The organism is Pseudomonas bananamidigenes, assembly GCF_001679645.1.
GTDB classification, from domain to species: domain Bacteria; phylum Pseudomonadota; class Gammaproteobacteria; order Pseudomonadales; family Pseudomonadaceae; genus Aquipseudomonas; species Aquipseudomonas bananamidigenes.
In genome coordinates this window covers 18,289-35,714 of sequence record NZ_LRUN01000071.1, presented here as the reverse complement: position 1 = coordinate 35,714, position 17,426 = coordinate 18,289, and the positions used below count along the sequence as shown (strand labels likewise).

Annotated in this window: 13 protein-coding genes; 4 read left to right on the top strand and 9 right to left on the bottom strand. The window is 61.7% G+C overall.

Going from position 1 to position 17,426, the window contains the following annotated elements; genetic code table 11:
• Positions 1 to 106: 106 nt before the first annotated feature.
• Positions 107 to 1,267 (bottom strand): AAA family ATPase, encoded by a 1,161-nt coding sequence (locus BBF94_RS22490; protein ID WP_065261165.1) that lies wholly within the window; start codon positions 1,265 to 1,267, stop codon positions 107 to 109.
• A 144-nt stretch (positions 1,268 to 1,411) separates the two neighbouring features.
• Here BBF94_RS22490 and BBF94_RS22485 point away from each other — a divergent pair, with 144 nt between their 5' ends.
• The 4 genes from BBF94_RS22485 to BBF94_RS22470 all read left to right on the top strand — a co-directional run bounded on the left by BBF94_RS22485 (position 1,412) and on the right by BBF94_RS22470 (position 8,981).
• Positions 1,412 to 2,515 carry an efflux RND transporter periplasmic adaptor subunit gene (locus BBF94_RS22485; RefSeq protein ID WP_065261164.1) on the top strand — a complete coding sequence of 368 codons (1,104 nt, stop codon included), beginning with the start codon at positions 1,412 to 1,414 and terminating at the stop codon, positions 2,513 to 2,515.
• Positions 2,512 to 3,576 (top strand): efflux RND transporter periplasmic adaptor subunit, encoded by a 1,065-nt coding sequence (locus tag BBF94_RS22480; RefSeq protein WP_065261163.1) that lies wholly within the window; start codon positions 2,512 to 2,514, stop codon positions 3,574 to 3,576. The genes BBF94_RS22485 and BBF94_RS22480 overlap by 4 nt, the downstream gene beginning before the upstream one ends.
• Positions 3,573 to 6,638, top strand: a complete 3,066-nt coding sequence (locus tag BBF94_RS22475) for an efflux RND transporter permease subunit (protein ID WP_065261162.1) — start codon at positions 3,573 to 3,575, stop codon at positions 6,636 to 6,638. The genes BBF94_RS22480 and BBF94_RS22475 overlap by 4 nt, the downstream gene beginning before the upstream one ends.
• 90 nt (positions 6,639 to 6,728) lie before the next feature.
• Positions 6,729 to 8,981 (top strand): glycoside hydrolase, encoded by a 2,253-nt coding sequence (locus tag BBF94_RS22470; protein ID WP_065261161.1) that lies wholly within the window; start codon positions 6,729 to 6,731, stop codon positions 8,979 to 8,981.
• A gap of 3 nt (positions 8,982 to 8,984) precedes the next feature.
• Here BBF94_RS22470 and BBF94_RS22465 read toward each other — a convergent pair whose 3' ends face one another.
• From BBF94_RS22465 to BBF94_RS22430, 8 genes are all read right to left on the bottom strand, one after another.
• Positions 8,985 to 9,611: a class I SAM-dependent methyltransferase gene (locus BBF94_RS22465; RefSeq protein ID WP_065261160.1), complete on the bottom strand. Its 627-nt coding sequence runs from the start codon at positions 9,609 to 9,611 to the stop codon at positions 8,985 to 8,987.
• A gap of 48 nt (positions 9,612 to 9,659) precedes the next feature.
• Positions 9,660 to 10,304 carry a methionine ABC transporter permease gene (locus tag BBF94_RS22460; protein ID WP_065261159.1) on the bottom strand — a complete coding sequence of 215 codons (645 nt, stop codon included), beginning with the start codon at positions 10,302 to 10,304 and terminating at the stop codon, positions 9,660 to 9,662.
• Complete coding sequence (locus BBF94_RS22455) at positions 10,294 to 11,418, bottom strand: methionine ABC transporter ATP-binding protein (RefSeq protein ID WP_065261158.1); 1,125 nt, start codon at positions 11,416 to 11,418, stop codon at positions 10,294 to 10,296. The genes BBF94_RS22460 and BBF94_RS22455 overlap by 11 nt, the downstream gene beginning before the upstream one ends.
• A gap of 2 nt (positions 11,419 to 11,420) precedes the next feature.
• On the bottom strand, positions 11,421 to 12,230 hold the full coding sequence (locus BBF94_RS22450) for a MetQ/NlpA family ABC transporter substrate-binding protein (RefSeq protein ID WP_065261157.1): 810 nt from the start codon (positions 12,228 to 12,230) through the stop codon (positions 11,421 to 11,423).
• Positions 12,231 to 12,304: 74 nt separating this feature from the next.
• Positions 12,305 to 13,663, bottom strand: a complete 1,359-nt coding sequence (locus tag BBF94_RS22445) for an LLM class flavin-dependent oxidoreductase (protein WP_065261156.1) — start codon at positions 13,661 to 13,663, stop codon at positions 12,305 to 12,307.
• Positions 13,663 to 14,856: an SfnB family sulfur acquisition oxidoreductase gene (locus BBF94_RS22440; RefSeq protein ID WP_065261155.1), complete on the bottom strand. Its 1,194-nt coding sequence runs from the start codon at positions 14,854 to 14,856 to the stop codon at positions 13,663 to 13,665. The genes BBF94_RS22445 and BBF94_RS22440 overlap by 1 nt, the downstream gene beginning before the upstream one ends.
• Before the next feature lie 38 nt (positions 14,857 to 14,894).
• Positions 14,895 to 16,136: an SfnB family sulfur acquisition oxidoreductase gene (locus BBF94_RS22435; protein WP_065261154.1), complete on the bottom strand. Its 1,242-nt coding sequence runs from the start codon at positions 16,134 to 16,136 to the stop codon at positions 14,895 to 14,897.
• Positions 16,137 to 16,345: 209 nt separating this feature from the next.
• Complete coding sequence (locus BBF94_RS22430; protein ID WP_065261153.1) at positions 16,346 to 17,110, bottom strand: hypothetical protein; 765 nt, start codon at positions 17,108 to 17,110, stop codon at positions 16,346 to 16,348.
• Positions 17,111 to 17,426: the final 316 nt, after the last annotated feature.

Here is a 17,426-nt window from a genome sequence, read left to right as displayed (position 1 = left end):
ACGCCTCTGGGGACGCTCCGCGTCCAGTGACGCGGAGCGTCACGGTCTGCATTCCCACGCGGAGCGTGGGAACGATCAAATACGGTGCGGAAGCGAGAGTGTGAGGCTAATCAGGCCAGTTCCACGCCGGCTCATCCAGCACCCTCTGCCCGACGACGCCCGTCTGGCCGAGGGTCTTTTCCAGCACGATGCAATTGCATTCCTCATCTTCCTGCAACGCCGAAATCAATCGCCGTGCATGTGAAACCACCCACACCTGACACTGCTGCGATGCGCGAATGATCAACCGCGCCAGCGCCGGCAACAGATCCGGATGCAGACTGGTTTCCGGTTCGTTCAGCACCATCAGCGAAGGCGGACGCGGCGTCAGCAGGGCGGCGACCAGCAGCAGATAGCGCAACGTGCCATCCGACAACTCTGCCGCCGACAATGGTCGCAACAAGCCTTCCTGAAAGAACTCGATGGCAAAGCGTCCGCCCGCCAGCGGCGCAATGTTCAGCCGTGCGCCGGGAAACGCGTCGCTGATCGCCGCCTGCAATGCCTCGGGGTCACCGATCTCGATGATGGTGCGCAACGCCGCTGCCAGATCCCGGCCGTCGTGATGCAGCACCGGCGTGCGCGTACCCAGTTGTGGCTGGCGCACCGGGGCGTCGGCGTCGCTGCGAAAGTGATCGTAGAAACGCCAGCGGCGGATGAACTCACGCATCTGGAACACTTCCGGCGAACTGCGCAGGCTGCCGACCTGATCGAACAGACTGTCGAAGTTCGGCGTGTGCTGCGCCAGCACGTCCCAACGGCGACCGTCGCGACTGCGGATCATCGGACCGTCGCGATCCACCAGCAGGCTGGCCGGGCGATACAGCGGCCCGGCCCAGAGGCACTCCTTTTTGATTTCCGGATCGAGGGAAAAGAACGAAAGGCTCGGTTCGGGCAAGCCCAGCGCAATCGAATAGCTGAAGTCTTCCCCGGCAAAACCCAGGCGTAATCGTTTCACGCCTTTGCGTACGGTGGACTGGATCGGCACTTCGCCGTTGCGCATGCGCCGGCTGATGGTTTCCGGCCCGGCCCAGAAGGTCGATTCCAGCCCTCCTTCCCGAGCCAGCGCATTGACCACTCCGCCCTGAGCCGTTTCCGCCAGCAGTCGCAGCGCCCGGTAAAGGTTGGATTTGCCGCTGCCGTTGGGGCCGGTGATCAGGTTCAACCGACCCAGCGGAATCACCAGTTTATTGATCGAGCGGTAATTGGCCACCGCGAGGGTCTTGAGCATGAAAATCCTTCCTGGGTGCGCCGAAATCCGCGTCAGGATACCTGCTGCACAGAAATGCATATATCGCCCGGACGAAGGTTGAACCCTGTTCTAAGCTCACAGTCGTATCGTCACTTGCACGTTCGTACACAGGAAGGAGTCTGCATGGCGAGTCCCGGATTGAAAACAGCGGTCCTGCTGAGCCTGTTTGCATTGCTCGCCGCTTGCGGCGAAAAAAAGGCGCCTCAGGAGTATCTGCCGCGAGTCTTTGTGCAAGAGGTCAAACCCGCGGACTTCGCGGCGTCGGTAACCCTCACCGGTGACGTTCAGGCCCGGGTGCAGACCGAATTGTCATTCCGGGTCGGCGGCAAGATCATCCAGCGCATGGTCGATGTCGGTGACCGTGTCTCGGCCAAACAGGTGCTGGCCAAACTCGATCCCAAGGATTTGCAGACCAACGTCGATTCCGCCCAGGCGCAGGTGCTGGCAGAACAGGCGCGGGTCAAACAGAGCGCTGCGGCATTCGTCCGCCAGCAGAAACTGCTGCCCAAGGGGTACACCAGTCAGAGCGAATTCGATTCCGCACAGGCGGCGTTGCGCAGCAGCCAGAGTGCCTTGAGCGCGGCTCAGGCGCAGTTGGCCAACGCCAAGGATCAATTGAGTTACACCGCGCTGATCGCTGATGCGCCCGGCATCATCACTCAGCGTCAGGCCGAGGTCGGTCAGGTGGTGCAGGCCACGGCACCGATCTTCAGCCTGGCCCGGGACGGCGATCGAGACGCGGTGTTCAACGTGTACGAGTCACTTCTGGCCGAGCGCCCGGCGGAGCGTTCGATTGTCGTCAGCCTGCTCGACAATCCCTCCATCAAGACCACCGGCACCGTGCGTGAAATCACTCCGGCGGTGTCGGCGCAGTCCGGCACGGTCCAGGTCAAGGTCACCCTCGACAGCCTGCCGCAAGGCATGCAGCTTGGCTCGGTGGTCAGCGCCACAGCCAAGGGCAGCGGCAAATCAGCGGTGGAGCTGCCCTGGTCGGCGCTGACCAAGAACATCAGCGAACCGGCAGTGTGGATGGTGGATGACAAGGGTGAGGCGCAACTGCACAACGTCACCGTCGGCCGTTACCTGACCGGGCACGTGATCATCAGCGAAGGGCTCAAGGGCGGCGAAAAAGTGATTGTTGCCGGCGGACAATTGCTGCATCCGGGCATGAAAGTCGAAATCGCCGAGAACACCTATAAGGAACTGCAACCGGGAGCACAGCCATGAGGACTTTGTGGGTGGTGTCCATCGGGTTGCTGCTGGGTGCCTGTTCCAAAAGCGAGCCGCCACCGGAGCCGGTGCGGCCTGTGTTGTCGATCAAGGTCGAAGCCTTGAGCGAAGAAAATCTCGGCCGTTTCGCCGGCAGCATTCAGGCGCGCTACGAGAGCAATACCGGGTTTCGTGTTGGCGGCCGGATCGCCAGCCGTAACGTCGACGTGGGCGCCGAGGTGGAGAAGGGCACGTTGCTCGCCACTCTCGATCCGTCCGACCAGCAGAACCAGTTGCGTTCGGCCCAGGGCGATCTGGCGAGAGTCGAAGCACAGCTGATCAACGCCCAGGCCAACGCCCGGCGTCAGCAGGCGCTGTTTGATCGCGGGGTCGGCGCCCAGGCGCAACTGGACATCGCCACCACCGATCTGAAGACCACTCAGGCGTCCCTCGATCAGGCGCGGGCGGCGGTGAACCAGAGCAAGGATCAGCTCGGTTACACCGAACTGCGCTCCGACCACAAAGCCGTGGTCACCGCGTGGAATGCCGAGGCCGGGCAAGTGGTGACGGCCGGCCAGCAGGTGGTGACGCTGGCGCAACCGGACATCAAGGAAGCGGTGATCGACCTGCCCGATACGCTGGTCGACCAGATTCCCCAAGACGTGGTGTTTTCGGTGGCCGCGCAACTCGATCCGAGCATCAATACCACCGCCGTCATCCGCGAAATCGAGCCCCAGGCGCAAAGCGCCACCCGTACCCGCCGCGCACGCTTGACCCTGGCCAGCACGCCACCGGGCTTGCGCCTCGGCACGGCGATCAGCGTGACCCTCAGCTCGGCGATCAAGCCACGCATCGAACTGCCTGCGACAGCCTTGCAGGAGGCCGACGGCAAGACGCGGATCTGGGTGATCGATCCGCAAAGCAAAACCGTTGCGCCCCGTGACGTCAGCGTGACCAGCCGCACCGACAGCACCGTGGTGCTGGCCGGCGGGGTCAAGTCCGGCGAGCGTGTGGTCAGCGCCGGCGTCAACAGCCTCAAACCCGGACAAGCCGTGAAACTCGACGAGGACAGTCAATGAAAGGGTCTTTCAATCTCTCCGAATGGGCCCTCAAGCATCAGTCGTTCGTCTGGTATCTGATGTTCGTCGCGTTGCTGATGGGGGTGTTCTCGTATTTCAACCTCGGGCGCGAGGAAGACCCGTCGTTCACCATCAAGACCATGGTGATCCAGACCAGATGGCCGGGCGCGACCCAGGAGGAAACCCTCAAGCAGGTCACCGACCGCATCGAGAAAAAACTCGAAGAACTCGACTCGCTCGACTACGTGAAAAGCTACACACGTCCCGGTGAATCGACGGTCTACGTGTACCTGCGCGACACCACCAGCGCCAGGGACATCCCGGAAATCTGGTACCAGGTGCGCAAGAAGATCGACGACATTCGCGGCCAGTTTCCCCAGGGCATTCAGGGGCCGGGATTCAACGATGAGTTCGGCGATGTATTCGGCTCGGTGTATGCGTTTACCGCCGATGGCCTGACCATGCGCCAGCTGCGCGACTATGTGGAACAGGCGCGCGCCGAGATCCGCAACGTGCCGGGGCTTGGCAAGATCGAGATGGTCGGCCAGCAGGATGAAGTGATCTACCTGAACTTCTCCACCCGTAAACTCGCGGCGCTGGGCATCGATCAGCGGCAAGTGGTGCAGAGCCTGCAATCGCAGAACGCCGTGACCCCGGCGGGTGTGATCGAGGCCGGCCCCGAGAGGATTTCGGTGAGAACGTCTGGGCAGTTCGCCTCGGAAAAAGATCTGGCCGAAGTCAATCTCAAGCTCAATGACCGCTTCTATCGCCTGGCCGATATTGCCGAAATCAGCCGAGGTTACGTCGACCCGGCCACTCCGGAGTTCCGCTTCGACGGCAAGCCGGCCATCGGCCTGGCGATCGCCATGCAAAAGGGCGGCAACGTCCAGGCCTTCGGCAAGGCGCTGCATGAGCGTATCGACCAACTCACTGCGGATCTGCCGGTAGGCGTCGGCGTACACACCGTTTCCGATCAGGCGGTAGTGGTTGAGGAGGCCGTCGGTGGTTTCACCAGCGCGCTGTTCGAAGCGGTGATCATCGTGCTGGTGGTGAGCTTCATCAGCCTCGGTGTGCGTGCCGGTCTGGTGGTGGCGTGCTCGATCCCGTTGGTGCTGGCGATGGTGTTCGTGTACATGGAGTACAGCGGCATTACCATGCAGCGGATTTCCCTAGGTGCGCTGATCATTGCCCTCGGGCTGCTGGTGGACGACGCGATGATCACCGTGGAAATGATGGTCACGCGGCTCGAAATGGGCGAGACCAAGGAGCAGGCGGCGACGTTCGCCTACACCTCCACGGCGTTTCCGATGCTCACCGGCACACTAGTGACCGTGGCCGGTTTCGTGCCCATCGGGCTCAATGCCAGCTCCGCCGGTGAGTACACCTACACACTGTTTGCGGTGATCGCGGTGGCGATGATCGTGTCGTGGATTGTCGCGGTGTTCTTTGCGCCGGTGATCGGCGTGCACATTCTCAGCACCAACGTGAAGCCCCACGAGGCTGAACCCGGACGCGTCGGGCGGGCGTTCAACAGCGGCCTGCTGTGGTGCATGCGCAATCGCTGGTGGGCCGTCGGCATCACCGTGCTGTGCTTCGTGCTTGCGGTGTTCTGCATGCGTTTCGTGCAGAACCAGTTCTTCCCGTCTTCCGACCGCCCGGAGATTCTGGTCGACCTGAACCTGCCGCAGAACGCCTCGATCGATGAAACCCGCAAGGCGGTCGACAAACTGGAAGCCACGCTCAAGGGCGACCCGGACATCGTGCGCTGGAGCACCTACATCGGCCAGGGCGCGATCCGTTTCTACCTGCCGCTGGATCAGCAATTGCAGAACCCGTACTACGCGCAACTGGTGATCGTGAGCAAGGACTTCGAGGCCCGCGAGGCCTTGAGCCAGCGTCTGCGTGATCGCCTGCGCAAGGACTTCGTCGGCATCGGCAGTTACGTGCAGGCCCTGGAAATGGGTCCGCCGGTGGGGCGTCCGATCCAGTACCGGGTCAGCGGCAAGGACATCGATCAGGTGCGCAAGCATGCCATCGACCTGGCCACCGAACTGGACAAGAGCCCGCACATCGGCGAGATCATTTACGACTGGAACGAGCCCGGCAAAGTCCTGCGCATCGACATTGCCCAGGACAAGGCGCGTCAGCTCGGCCTGTCGTCGGAGGATGTGGCCAACCTGATGAACAGCATCGTCAGCGGCTCGCCGCTGACCCAGGTCGACGACGATATCTACCTGGTCAATGTGGTCGGGCGGGCGGTGGATTCCGAGCGGGGCACACCGGAAACCCTGCAGAACCTGCAGATCGTCACACCCAACGGCACGTCGATTCCGCTGCTGGCCTTCGCCACGGTGCGTTATGAACTGGAGCAGCCGCTGGTATGGCGTCGCGACCGTTTGCCGACCATCACCATCAAGGCCTCGGTGCGCGACGAGATCCAGCCGACCGACCTGGTGAAAGTCCTGAAGCCCACCATCGACGCTTTCGCGTCGAAGCTGCCGGCAGGCTACAAAGTCGCTACAGGCGGTACGGTCGAGGAGAGCGGCAAGGCTCAGGGGCCAATCGCCAAGGTCATACCGCTGATGCTGTTTCTGATGGCGACCTTCCTGATGATCCAGTTGCACAGCGTGCAGAAGCTGTTCCTGGTGGCCAGCGTCGCGCCGTTGGGGCTGATCGGCGTAGTGCTGGCGCTGGTGCCGACCGGCACGCCGATGGGCTTCGTGGCGATTCTGGGGATTCTGGCGCTGATCGGCATCATCATCCGCAACTCGGTGATCCTCGTGACGCAGATCGAAGAGTTCGAACACAAGGGCTACTCGCCCTGGGATGCGGTGGTGGAAGCGACCGAACACCGGCGCCGGCCGATCCTGCTGACCGCTGCGGCGGCGAGCATGGGCATGATCCCGATCGCCCGGGAAGTGTTCTGGGGGCCGATGGCCTACGCCATGATCGGCGGGATTGTGGTGGCGACATTGCTGACGCTGCTGTTTCTGCCGGCGCTGTATGTGGCCTGGTACAAGATTCGCGAGCCGAAGAAGGATGCTTCGACACCGGCACAGTGAGCAGGCGTGTTACAAATTTGCGAAGGGCCTGACTTACAGTGTCGGCGTATTCAGTTAACGTCCCTGATCCTTTGGGAGAAGGGACGTCTGATGTTTACCGTTTTTTGCTGGCTGCGCGCGCTATTGCTGATTGCCGGATCGTGCGTTTCATCCCTGTCATGGGCCGACACGCCATTGGAAAACTCGTTGTGGCGCGTGCAACTCGATCCGGCAACGCTGGCTGTCCGTGTCACCCCGGCCGGCGGCGAGACGGTGCAGGCATCGGCGGGGATTGCCCCGCACAAAGTCAGTCAGTTGAGCAGACGCGACAACCGCATCGACTGGCAATGGGATGACGGGGCCTGGACCCTCAGCGCCACGCTCGATCAACGTGATCTGTCCTTCTCGATCTCGGCGCGTGAGCCGGCAGAACTGGAATTTCTCCATCAACCCGCCGGCGCGATGGGCAAGGCGCTGATCTGGCCTCTGGCCGAGGGGCACTACGTGCCGCGTGGCGATCCGGTGTGGCAGGCCTTTCTGTTGAGTCAGGGGGAATTCAATACCACTCAGGATCTGAGTTTGCCGCTCTGGGGTGTCGAGCATGACGGATTCAGCCTGCACTGGCTGATGACCAATCCCTTCAACAATCGGCTGCTGTTCAGTGACGAGGGCAAAGCTCTGGCACTGTCCGCCCGGCATCGTTTCACCTCCCTCGATCCGTCGGCGCCAATGACATTCACCCTGTTTCTCGGGGCGGCCGACCCGTTGGCCGGGGCCAAACGCTACCGGCAGTGGCTGATCGATAACGGTCGCCATCAAACCTTGAACAGCAAATTCGAAAAAACACCTGAGGCGAAGCGGCTGTCGGGCGCCAGTCATCTGTACCTGTGGGGTAATGATCTGCTGGGAGCCAAGGACGTACGCAGTTGGTCGGTGCTGCTCGACACCTTGCGTGGGGGTGGCTCACTGGCCAGTGAGCTGAAAGCGGGACTGGATCGTGAGGCGTTGCAGATCCTTGCCGCTGGCACGGCATTGAACGGTTATCAGAAAAAAGTGCTTCTGCGCAGTCTCAACCATGCCTTGAATACGCAGGCGCGCAAGACCTGGCAGGCCCGTGCCGTGCCGGACATGCAGGCTCTGGTGAACGGTTACGCTGATGTGCGGGCGCAAGTGGCAGCCGACTTCGGTGAGGCGCTGACGCCCGCCCCCGAGCGTTGGGGCAGCACCTTGTCACTGGATACGATCAGGCAATTACAGAATGCCGGTTTGTCCCGCCTGTGGTTGGGATTGGGTGAAGGCTGGGAGGGCGGCCTCTGGCATCCCGAGACGATCAAGGCCGGCGTAGCGGCGGGTTATCTGATCGCGCCGTACGACTCCTACGAGACGGCGCTGAGCCGCAGCGAGAACCCTGACTGGACCACGGCACACCTGGGGGACAAGGCACATGCTGAATGCGCGATCGTGAAGAGCGACGGAACGCTGAAAAGCGGCTTCCAGCAATCGGGACATTACAGCGATCCCCGTTGTGTGCGACCGCTGCTCGAGCAACGGGTCGCTGCCATTCGCGAGGCCGCCGGTTTCAACAGCTGGTTTCTCGATGCCTATGCCACCGGCATGCTGTTCGACAGCTATCGTCCCGGGGCAACGATGACCCAGGCCCAGAATGCCGAAGGCAATATCGGCGCGTCACGCTGGATCAGCGAAGTGCTGAAACTGCCCGCCGGTTCGGAGGACGGCAACGCAACGACCGCGCAAGGCGTGTTGTTCGCCCATGGCATGCAGACCCCGGTGATCGGTTGGGGGGACGTCGAAATGACCAGGAACCCCGAATCCAGGTATTTTGCAGGCAAGTGGTATCCGCCGGAGCAGCCAGAGGTTTTCTTCAAACCTGTGCCGATCAAAGAGTCGTTGCGGCGTATTCACTTTGATCCGGCCAGTCGTTTGCCGTTGTATCAGGCGGTGTTCCATGGTTCGGTGATCACGTCCCACCACTGGTTGTTCGATAGTCTGAAACTGACCAATGTACGGGCGGACAACGAACTCGCGCAGTTGCTCTACAACGTTGCACCGCTGTATCACCTCAGTGCCGACACGCTTGCGCAGCGACTGCCGCAGATCGCCCGTCAGGATGCGTTTTTCCGGCCTCTGCATGAACGTCTGGCGACCCAGGCGCTCACCGGTTTCGAATGGTTGAGCGCGGACCGGCTGGTTCAGCAGACATCCTTTGAAGACGGCACACGATTGCTGGCCAACTTTGATATTCAGGCGCGTGAAGTACAGGGACAGACGCTGCCCGGGCGGAGCCTCACGGTGCGTTCACCCGGAAATGCGCCGACCCGGTTTCAGGTTGAGGCGAGGCCCTGAGTTTCAGATCTTGCGCCAGACACTCGCCAGCCACGGCTGCTGCTCCCGCGGCAGCCCTGCCGGTCGGTAGTAATGCTCCAGCTCCACGAACCCTGCCGCCGTCAGCAATCCGCGCCATGCCTGCAGATCATGGTACGAGCCATAACGCGGCCCGTTCCAGCCTTCACGGTTGTCCCCGCGCGGGTTTGAGCTGAACAATACGCCGCCCGGTTTCAGTGTCCCGTGCAATTGCTTGAGAACCCGGGGCAACTCCTGCAGCGGCACATGAAACAGCACCGCGTTGGCGAAGATGCCGTCGAAGCGTTCCGGTGGCAGGTCCAGCTTCAGAAAGTCCTGACACCACACCTCACAGCCACTGTCCTCCCGCGCCATCTGCGCGAATCTTTCTGCGCCGTCGAGGCCGACTGCGACGTGCCCCATGCGGGTGAACGTCTGCAGATCCCGCCCCGGCCCGCAACCGAAATCGAGAATGGAAAACGGTGCTTCAGCCTGAATGTTCCGCAGCAGGGCATCGATGTTCTGGCTGACATCATGATCGCGGGTGCCTTCACGAAAGTCCTCGGCCACGGAGTTGTAGTGACCGAGGGTGGTGGAGGTGATCTGTTCCAGATCGATAGGCGTCTGTTTCATGGTCGGACTGCGCTGGCAAAAGATGTTGCCGACTATACGCCATGCAATTCAGCGCTTGTTCAACCCCCGCGCCAGACGGTCACCGCCCAGTTGAATCACCGCCACCAGCGCCACCAGCAGCACGATCACGGTCAGCATGATCTGGCTGTCGAAGCGCTGATAGCCGTAGCGATAGGCGATGTCGCCCAGGCCGCCGGCGCCGATCGCTCCGGCCATGGCGGACGAGTTGATCATCGTCACCAGGGTGATGGTGAATCCGCCGACAATCCCCGGCAGCGCCTCGGGCAACAGCACATGCCAGACGATGTGCCAGCGCCGGCAGCCCATGGCCTGCGCGGCTTCGATCAGGCCGTGGTCGACTTCGCGCAGGCTTACTTCGGCAATCCGCGCAAAGAACGGCGTGGCGGCGATGGTCAGCGGCACAACCGCCGCCCACACGCCGTAGGTGGTGCCGACGATCAGCCGGGTGAACGGAATCAGTGCCACCATCAAAATCAGGAACGGAATCGAGCGAAACAGATTCACGAACGCACCCAACGCACGATTCAGCACAGGCGCTTCGTAGATGCCGCCCTTGTCACTGGTGACCAGAATCACCGCCATCGGAATTCCTGCCAGCAATGCGATCAACGACGACACGCCGACCATCAGAAACGTATCGATGAAGCCTTGCAGCAAGCGATCAAACCACATAACCCAGCACCTCCGTGCGTTGTGCCCACTGGCCGGCGCGTTGACGCAACTCCTCGGCGTTCAACGTTGATCCAGCCACCGCCAGCAACAATTGCCCGAGCGCGTGCCCTTGAATCCGTTCCACGCCGCCCTGCAGCAACTTCACCCGGCCTCCGAGGGCGGCGAACAACGCTGCCAGATCCGGTTCGTCCTGTTGGTTGCCGGTGAACTGCAAACGCAGCACCACCGAGGCCTCGGACGACAGCGGTCGGGCCTGCAGACGGCTTTGCAATTCTTCGGGCAAGGCGTGTTGCAGCGGCGCGAGCAAGGTCTGGCTGACTTCGTGTTGCGGGTTGCCGAACACTTCCCAGACCGGGCCCTGTTCGACGATGCGGCCATGTTCCAGCACCACGACGCGGTCGCAGATCTCGCGGATCACGGCCATCTCGTGAGTGATCAACACGATGGTCAGACCCAGGCGTTTGTTGATCTCGCGCAGCAGGCCGAGGATCGACTGGGTGGTTTCCGGATCCAGCGCCGAAGTGGCTTCGTCACACAACAGAATGTCCGGATCGTGTACCAGTGCGCGAGCGATGCCGACACGCTGTTTCTGCCCGCCTGACAGTTGCGCCGGATAGGCCTTGTGCTTGGCTTGCAGGCCCACCAGCTCCAGCAGTTCGCGAACTTTCTTCTCCCGTTGCTCCTTCGGAACACCGGCAACCTTCAACGGCAGTTCGACGTTCTGCCAAACCGTTTTCGCCGACATCAGGTTGAAGTGCTGGAAGATCATGCCGATCCGCCGACGCAGGGCAACGAGGCGATCCTCGTCGTACTCGCCGATGTCCACCTGATCGATCAGCACCCGGCCCGAGGTCGGTTGTTCGAGGCGGTTGATGGTGCGGATCAGCGATGACTTGCCGGCGCCGCTGCGACCGATGATGCCGAACACTTCACCGCGCTGGATCGCCAGATCGATGCCTTGCAGGGCGGCGACCGGGCCTTGTTTGCCGTCGTAGGTTTTGCCGAGCCCGACGAAACGCACATGGGCGCGGTTGAGCTCGGGATGCAGTTCGGTGCGCTGGGCCAGCGCGGGTGGCTCTGGAAGATCCAGTCGCCGTTGAATGGCCGCGCTCATCCTCAGCTTTCCCAACCGGCCTGGTACAGCTTGCCGTGGGCTTTATCCAGAGCGGCGCGTACGGCTGGCGAATGCTGGTAGATATCGACGAACTTGATCAGGCGCGGGTCGTCCTTGGTCTTGGGCTGGATCACGAACTGGATCACGTATTCCTTGTGGTCGAGGCCGTCGAACAGCAACGCGGAGCCGGCATCGAAGGTCTTCGCCAGACGGATGTAGGCCGGGTAGCCCTGGACCAGATCGGCGTCATCGTAGGCGCGCACCAGTTGCACGGCTTCGACTTGCAGGATCTTGATCTTCTTCGGGTTGGCGACGATGTCGTCTTCGGTGGCCTTGTAGCCGACGCCCGGTTTGAGGGTGATCAGCCCGGCCTTGGCCAGCAGTTGCAGGCCGCGTCCGCTGTTGATCGGGTCGTTGGCGATGGCGACGCTGGCGCCTTGCGGCAGTTCGTCGAAGCTTTTGTATTTCTTCGAGTACAGGCCGACGTTGTTGATGATCCCCGGCGCAAACGGCACCAGGTCGAAACCGGAGGCAGCCTTGGCGTTTTCCAGGAACGGGATGTGCTGGAAGTAGTTCACGTCGATGTCGCCGGCGGCGAGGCTGACGTTCGGTGCGATCCAGTCGGTGAACTCCACCAGCTCGACTTTCAGGCCTTGCTTGCCGGCCTCTTCGACAGCGGCTTCCAGCGGAATTGCGAACGCGGCGGTGGTGCCGATTTTCAACGGCGCGTCGGCGGCGAACACCGCCGAGCTGAACAGGCCGAAGGCCAGGGCCAGTGCTTTGACCGGGTGGGACAGAAGTTTCTTGGTCATAGGGTTTATCCAGTCAGTGCATGAATTGTGTGGTGTTCACGAAACTTGTGGGAGCTGGCTTGCCAGCGATGCTGCTAGCGGCGGTATGAAAAGCCCGTGTGTCGCTGCGGCAAATGCGCTTCGCCGTGAAACAGTTTTTCCCGCAGGCTGCCGGTGTCGTAGGCGGTCTTGTACGACCCGCGCCGCTGCAGTTCCGGAATCACCAGATCGATGAAATCCACATAGCTTTCCGGGGTGACGATGCGGGTCAGGTTGAAGCCGTCGAGGCCGGTTTCGGCGATCCACGATTCCAGTTCATCCGCCACTTGCTGCGGTGAACCGACCACCGTGATGTAGCGTCCGCCGAGGGCATGCTGGTCGAGCAATTTGCGCCGGGTCCAGTCGTTGTTCTGCAGGTTTTTGGTGGCGGACTGGATGGCGTTGCTCTTGACGTACTGGATCGGTTCGTCGATTTCATACCGGGAAAAATCGATCCCGGTGGATGCCGAGAAATGCGCCACGCCCGCTTCGGCACTGGCATGGCTCAGGTATTCGGCATGTTTGGCCCAGGCCGCTTCCTCGGTCTCGCCGACGATCACGTTGAGGCCCATGAACACCTTGATGTCGTCAGGGTTGCGACCCGCTTCGACGGCGCTGGCGCGGACCTTGTCCACCTGCACCCTGGTCGACGGCTTGTTCTGGCCGCTGATGAACACGCATTCGGCATGACGCCCGGCGAACAGCAGACCGCGTTCCGAACTGCCGGCCTGGAACAGCACCGGCGTGCGCTGCGGCGACGGCTCGCACAGGTGATAACCCTCGACCTGGTAGAACTCGCCCTTGTGCTCGACCTTGTGCACCTTGTCCGGCTGCGCGTAGATCCGCTGCTGCGGATCATTGAGCACCGCATCGTTTTCCCAGCTGCCTTCCCAGAGTTTGTAGAGAACCTCGAGGTACTCGTCAGCCTGATCGTAACGTCGGTCGTGCTCGACCTGTTCGCTCAGGCCCATGGCCTTGGCGGCGCTGTCCAGGTAACCGGTGACGATGTTCCAGCCCACCCGCCCGCGGCTCAGATGATCGAGGGTCGACATGCGTCGGGCGAACAGATACGGCGGCTCATAGGTGAGGTTGGCGGTCAGGCCGAAGCCGAGATTCTTGGTCACCGCAGCCATCGCCGACACCAGCAGCAGCGGATCGTTGACCGGTAACTGGATCGACTCTTTCAGGGTGACATCCACCGAGTTCTGATAGACGTCGTACACGCCGACGATATCGGCGATGAACAATCCATCGAACAGCCCGCGCTCCAACAGTTGCGCCAATTCGGTCCAGTATTCGACGGTCTTGTACCGGGTCGAGGTGTCGCGTGGATGGGTCCACAACCCGTGGTTGATGTGGCCGATGCAGTTCATGTTGAACGCATTGAGCAGGATTTTCTTTTTGCCGGCGGCCATCAGATGGTCCCCCGCAGCGGAGGGTTTTCATCGTTGAGGTAGTAATTGCCCACCGCGTGATATTTCCAGCGCACCGGGTCGTGCAGGGTGTGTACCCGGGCGTTGCGCCAGTGGCGATCGAGGCCGTGCTCGCTCAAGGTGGCCTGGCTGCCGGCCAGTTCGAACAGCGTGCTGCCGGCGGCCAGAGAGATTTCGGTGCTGATCGCCCGGGCTTCGGCGACGGCAATCGAGGCCGCCGCTACTGTGTCGGCGCTGGTCTCGGTCTGGGCCGCATCGAGGTATTCACCGGCGCGCTCGAGCAAGGCTTCGGTGGCGCTCAGGCGGATGCTCAGGTGGCCGAAGCTCTTGAGGGTCAGCGGGTCTTCGGTGGCTTTGTCGTTGCCCGAATCGATCCACGGACGGGTCTTGCTGCGCACGAAGTGCAGTGCATCTTCGTAGGCGGCGCGTGCGATGCCGGTGTCGATGGCGGCGTGAAGGATCTGCGCCAGCGGGCCGACGGTGGTCGGGCGTTCGAAAGCGCTCTGGAAGGGAATGACATCTTCGGCGGCGACGTACACGTCTTCGAACACCACCGAACCGCTGCCGGTGGTGCGCTGGCCGAAACCGCTCCAGTCGTCGATCACCGTCAGCCCCTGGCTGTCGCGGGGGACGAAGGCCAGTTGCTGCACGCCGTTTTCATCGACCACGGACGTTGGAATGCGCTGGGCGTAGATCGCACCGGTGGCGTAGAACTTGCGGCCGTTGATGCGATAGCCGCCGTCGTCGCGTATCAGGCTGGTAACCCGATCGTGGGCCGTTTTGGTGCCCAGTTCCGCCAAGGCATTGCCGAAGCGCTGACCGGCGAGGACTTCGGCGTACAGGCGTTGTTTCTGCTCGTGGCTGCCGTTCACCCGCAGCACTTCCAGAGCATAGAAATGGTTCTGCGGAATCTGCCCGAGCGAGCCATCGGCCCGGGCGATCAGGGCAATGACCTTGGCCAGGGTTACGTTGGACACGCCGGCGCCACCATACTCCCTGGGGACACTGATGCCCCACAGGCCGGAGCGGGAAAACACGTCGAGCTCCGGCAGCGGCAGGCGGCGTTCGCGGTCGCGCAGGTTGCTGTCGCGCTGGAAATCTTCGGCCAGGTCGCTGGCGACGATCAGGGCTTGCTCGTCGCTGGTGATGACCGCGACGGGATGGGAAAGAGTCATGTGTTTCTCCAGAGATCTGGTCAAAAGTGTTCTGGTCGTCAGATCCAGGAATGGCGGGCCGGAAGTTTTCCGTTCAGGCGGTAAGCGCCGACCGCGTGGTATTTCCAGCGCACCGGGTCGTGCAGCGTGTGCACTCGGGCGTTGCGCCAGTGACGGTCGAGGTTGAATTCGGCCAGGGTGGCGCGGCTGCCGGCCAGTTCGAAGAGTTTTTCGCTGGCCAGCAGCGAGATCTCGGTGGTCAGCACCTTGGCTTCCGCCACGGCAATCGAGGCGCGGGCGGCGGCCTCGGCGGTGAGTGGTGCGGCATGCACCTGATCCAGCACTTGCCCGGCCTTGCGCAGCAGCGCTTCGGCGGCGTGCAGTTCTATTTTCAGTTTGCCGATGTCGGCGATCACGTAGAGGTCATCGCTGGCGCGTTCGACCTTGGCGTCGATCCACGGCCGGGCGCGGGTCCTGACGAATTCGATGGCGTCATCGATGGCGCCGCGGGCGATGCCGGCGTCGATCGCAGCTTGAATCAGTTGCGAGACGGCGCCCTGGGTGTTGGGCTTTTCGTTGATTTTCCAGTTGTCTACCACGAGGCCGGCATCGACCCGCACGTTGTGCAAAAGAATAGTGCCGCTGGCGGTGGTGCGCTGGCCGAAACCGGACCAGTCATCGACGATACGCAATCCCGGCGTGCCGCGCCGGACGAAGGCCAGTACTTGCCTGCCGTCATCATTCAGCGCCTTGACCGCCACCCAGTGGGCGAAGAGGGCTCCGGTGGAATAGAACTTCTGGCCGTTGATCACGTAGTCATCGCCGTCGGCGGTGATGCGCGCTTTCAGCTCCAGAGTGTCTTTGGTGCCACGCTCAGGCCCGGCGTTACCGATGCGCCAGCCTTCGAGCACGCTTTGCAACAGCTGTTTTTTCTGCTCTTCGGTGGCACTGCCGAGGATCAGGTTGATGATGCCGAACTGGTTCTGCGGGATCTGGCCCAACGCCGGATCGGCCGCGGAAATAATTGCGAAAACTTCCGCCAGGGTGACGAAGGAAACCTGCGGGCCGCCGTACTCGCGCGGAACCGCGATGCTGCCGAGGCCGCTGCGGGTGAACTGTTCGATTTCCGCCCACGGCAGCTTACGCTGACGGTCGCGTCTGGCGGCCTGCACGCGGGCGACTTGCGCCAGTTCGTGAGCGGCCTCGATGGCTTGAGCGTCGTTTCGCAGCACTTGCGCGGGCAACAACAACGGGGCGATATCCAGGTCACTCTGGACGTTTGCGTCTGCCAGACTGGACATCAGTGCCACTCCCTGGCTGCACGCAATGCCCTGGCGATCTGCACTGGGGTGATTGGGTTCCGGACCATGCTACCTACCTCACATCTCATGAAAAACGCCGCAAAAGCGCGGCGAACGAAAGAATGTCCGGTGGTCCGGTTCATATACCCTAAGCGCGTATAAAATTTAAATAAACTAACTTTTAGGAATATGCATAGAAGATCAAAAGCTCACCTGATCTTCCGCTGCGCTGTTAAGGGAGCGCGCCTTTCTGGCGCTTTAAGACAAGTATTCACGCCGCCGATCCTCAGCGTTCGTGGAGGCGCCCAACGCGAGTTGTTGCCGACCCGGTCGATGATGCAGTAGGTCACGTCAAGCCGCAGGTCCTCACCTGCTTCGACAATGATTGCCGGTGGCACCCAGACCTGGATTGCCACGCCGACACCGGCGTGCGTCACAGGAGGCAGGTCCATCCGCACGTCACCCCAGCGCAGAGTGATTTCATCACCCTCGGCCATGTTCAGGTAAGGCTCGATGGTCAGCGGCACGCCACGTTTGACCTGGCTCGGGTTGATCCCGCGCCGGCGAATGGTTTCGGGAAGATTGACCGGCAGCAGGTACTGGTTTTCTTCTGCGCTGCCTGTTGCGAATTGACCGCCCGGGCAGTCGAGTTTCACCTGGAACCGGGCGCCGGACGACAATGTCGGGTTTCTCCCGACCTGCATGACCCGATAGTGCACGCAGGGTGAACCGTTGACGATGAAGCTCTCCGGTACCCTGAGACTGACGGTGTTTCCGACATCACCGGCAGTCAGCACGCGGGAGGCTACATAACAGTCATCCCAGAACAGCTCGATCAGGTCGCCGCTGTCCATATCGTCATAGGGTTCGATTGCGACCGACAGGTTGGCGGCCGCCATGAGGTTGATTCCGACCCCGTGGGTCTGCCCCAGGGTCGGTGGAGGCAATAGCGGAATGTTTGAAATGCAGGTCATCGGTTTCTCTCCTTGAAGTCTTGCGGCGAAGTCCGTATCTGAAAGAACGAATGGCGTGAATTAACCGGCAATGAAACTTCGGAGTTTTTTCACGTTTTAAAGTGTCGTGTTGAACTGGCGGGCGCCGGTTGGTGACTAGATAAGAGTTCGCCGGAAGAGGTGTCAAGCGAGTGGATTAGTTAATCCATGAATTACCGATTAATCAGAAGGTTCCTACATTGGTACAGCCTTTGGCTGATGCTATACGGGGATGAAGACCACAGATTGCTGCGGTTTTGGCGTGTTTCTCTGGTGTGCTCCTGCGAAGCGGAAAGTC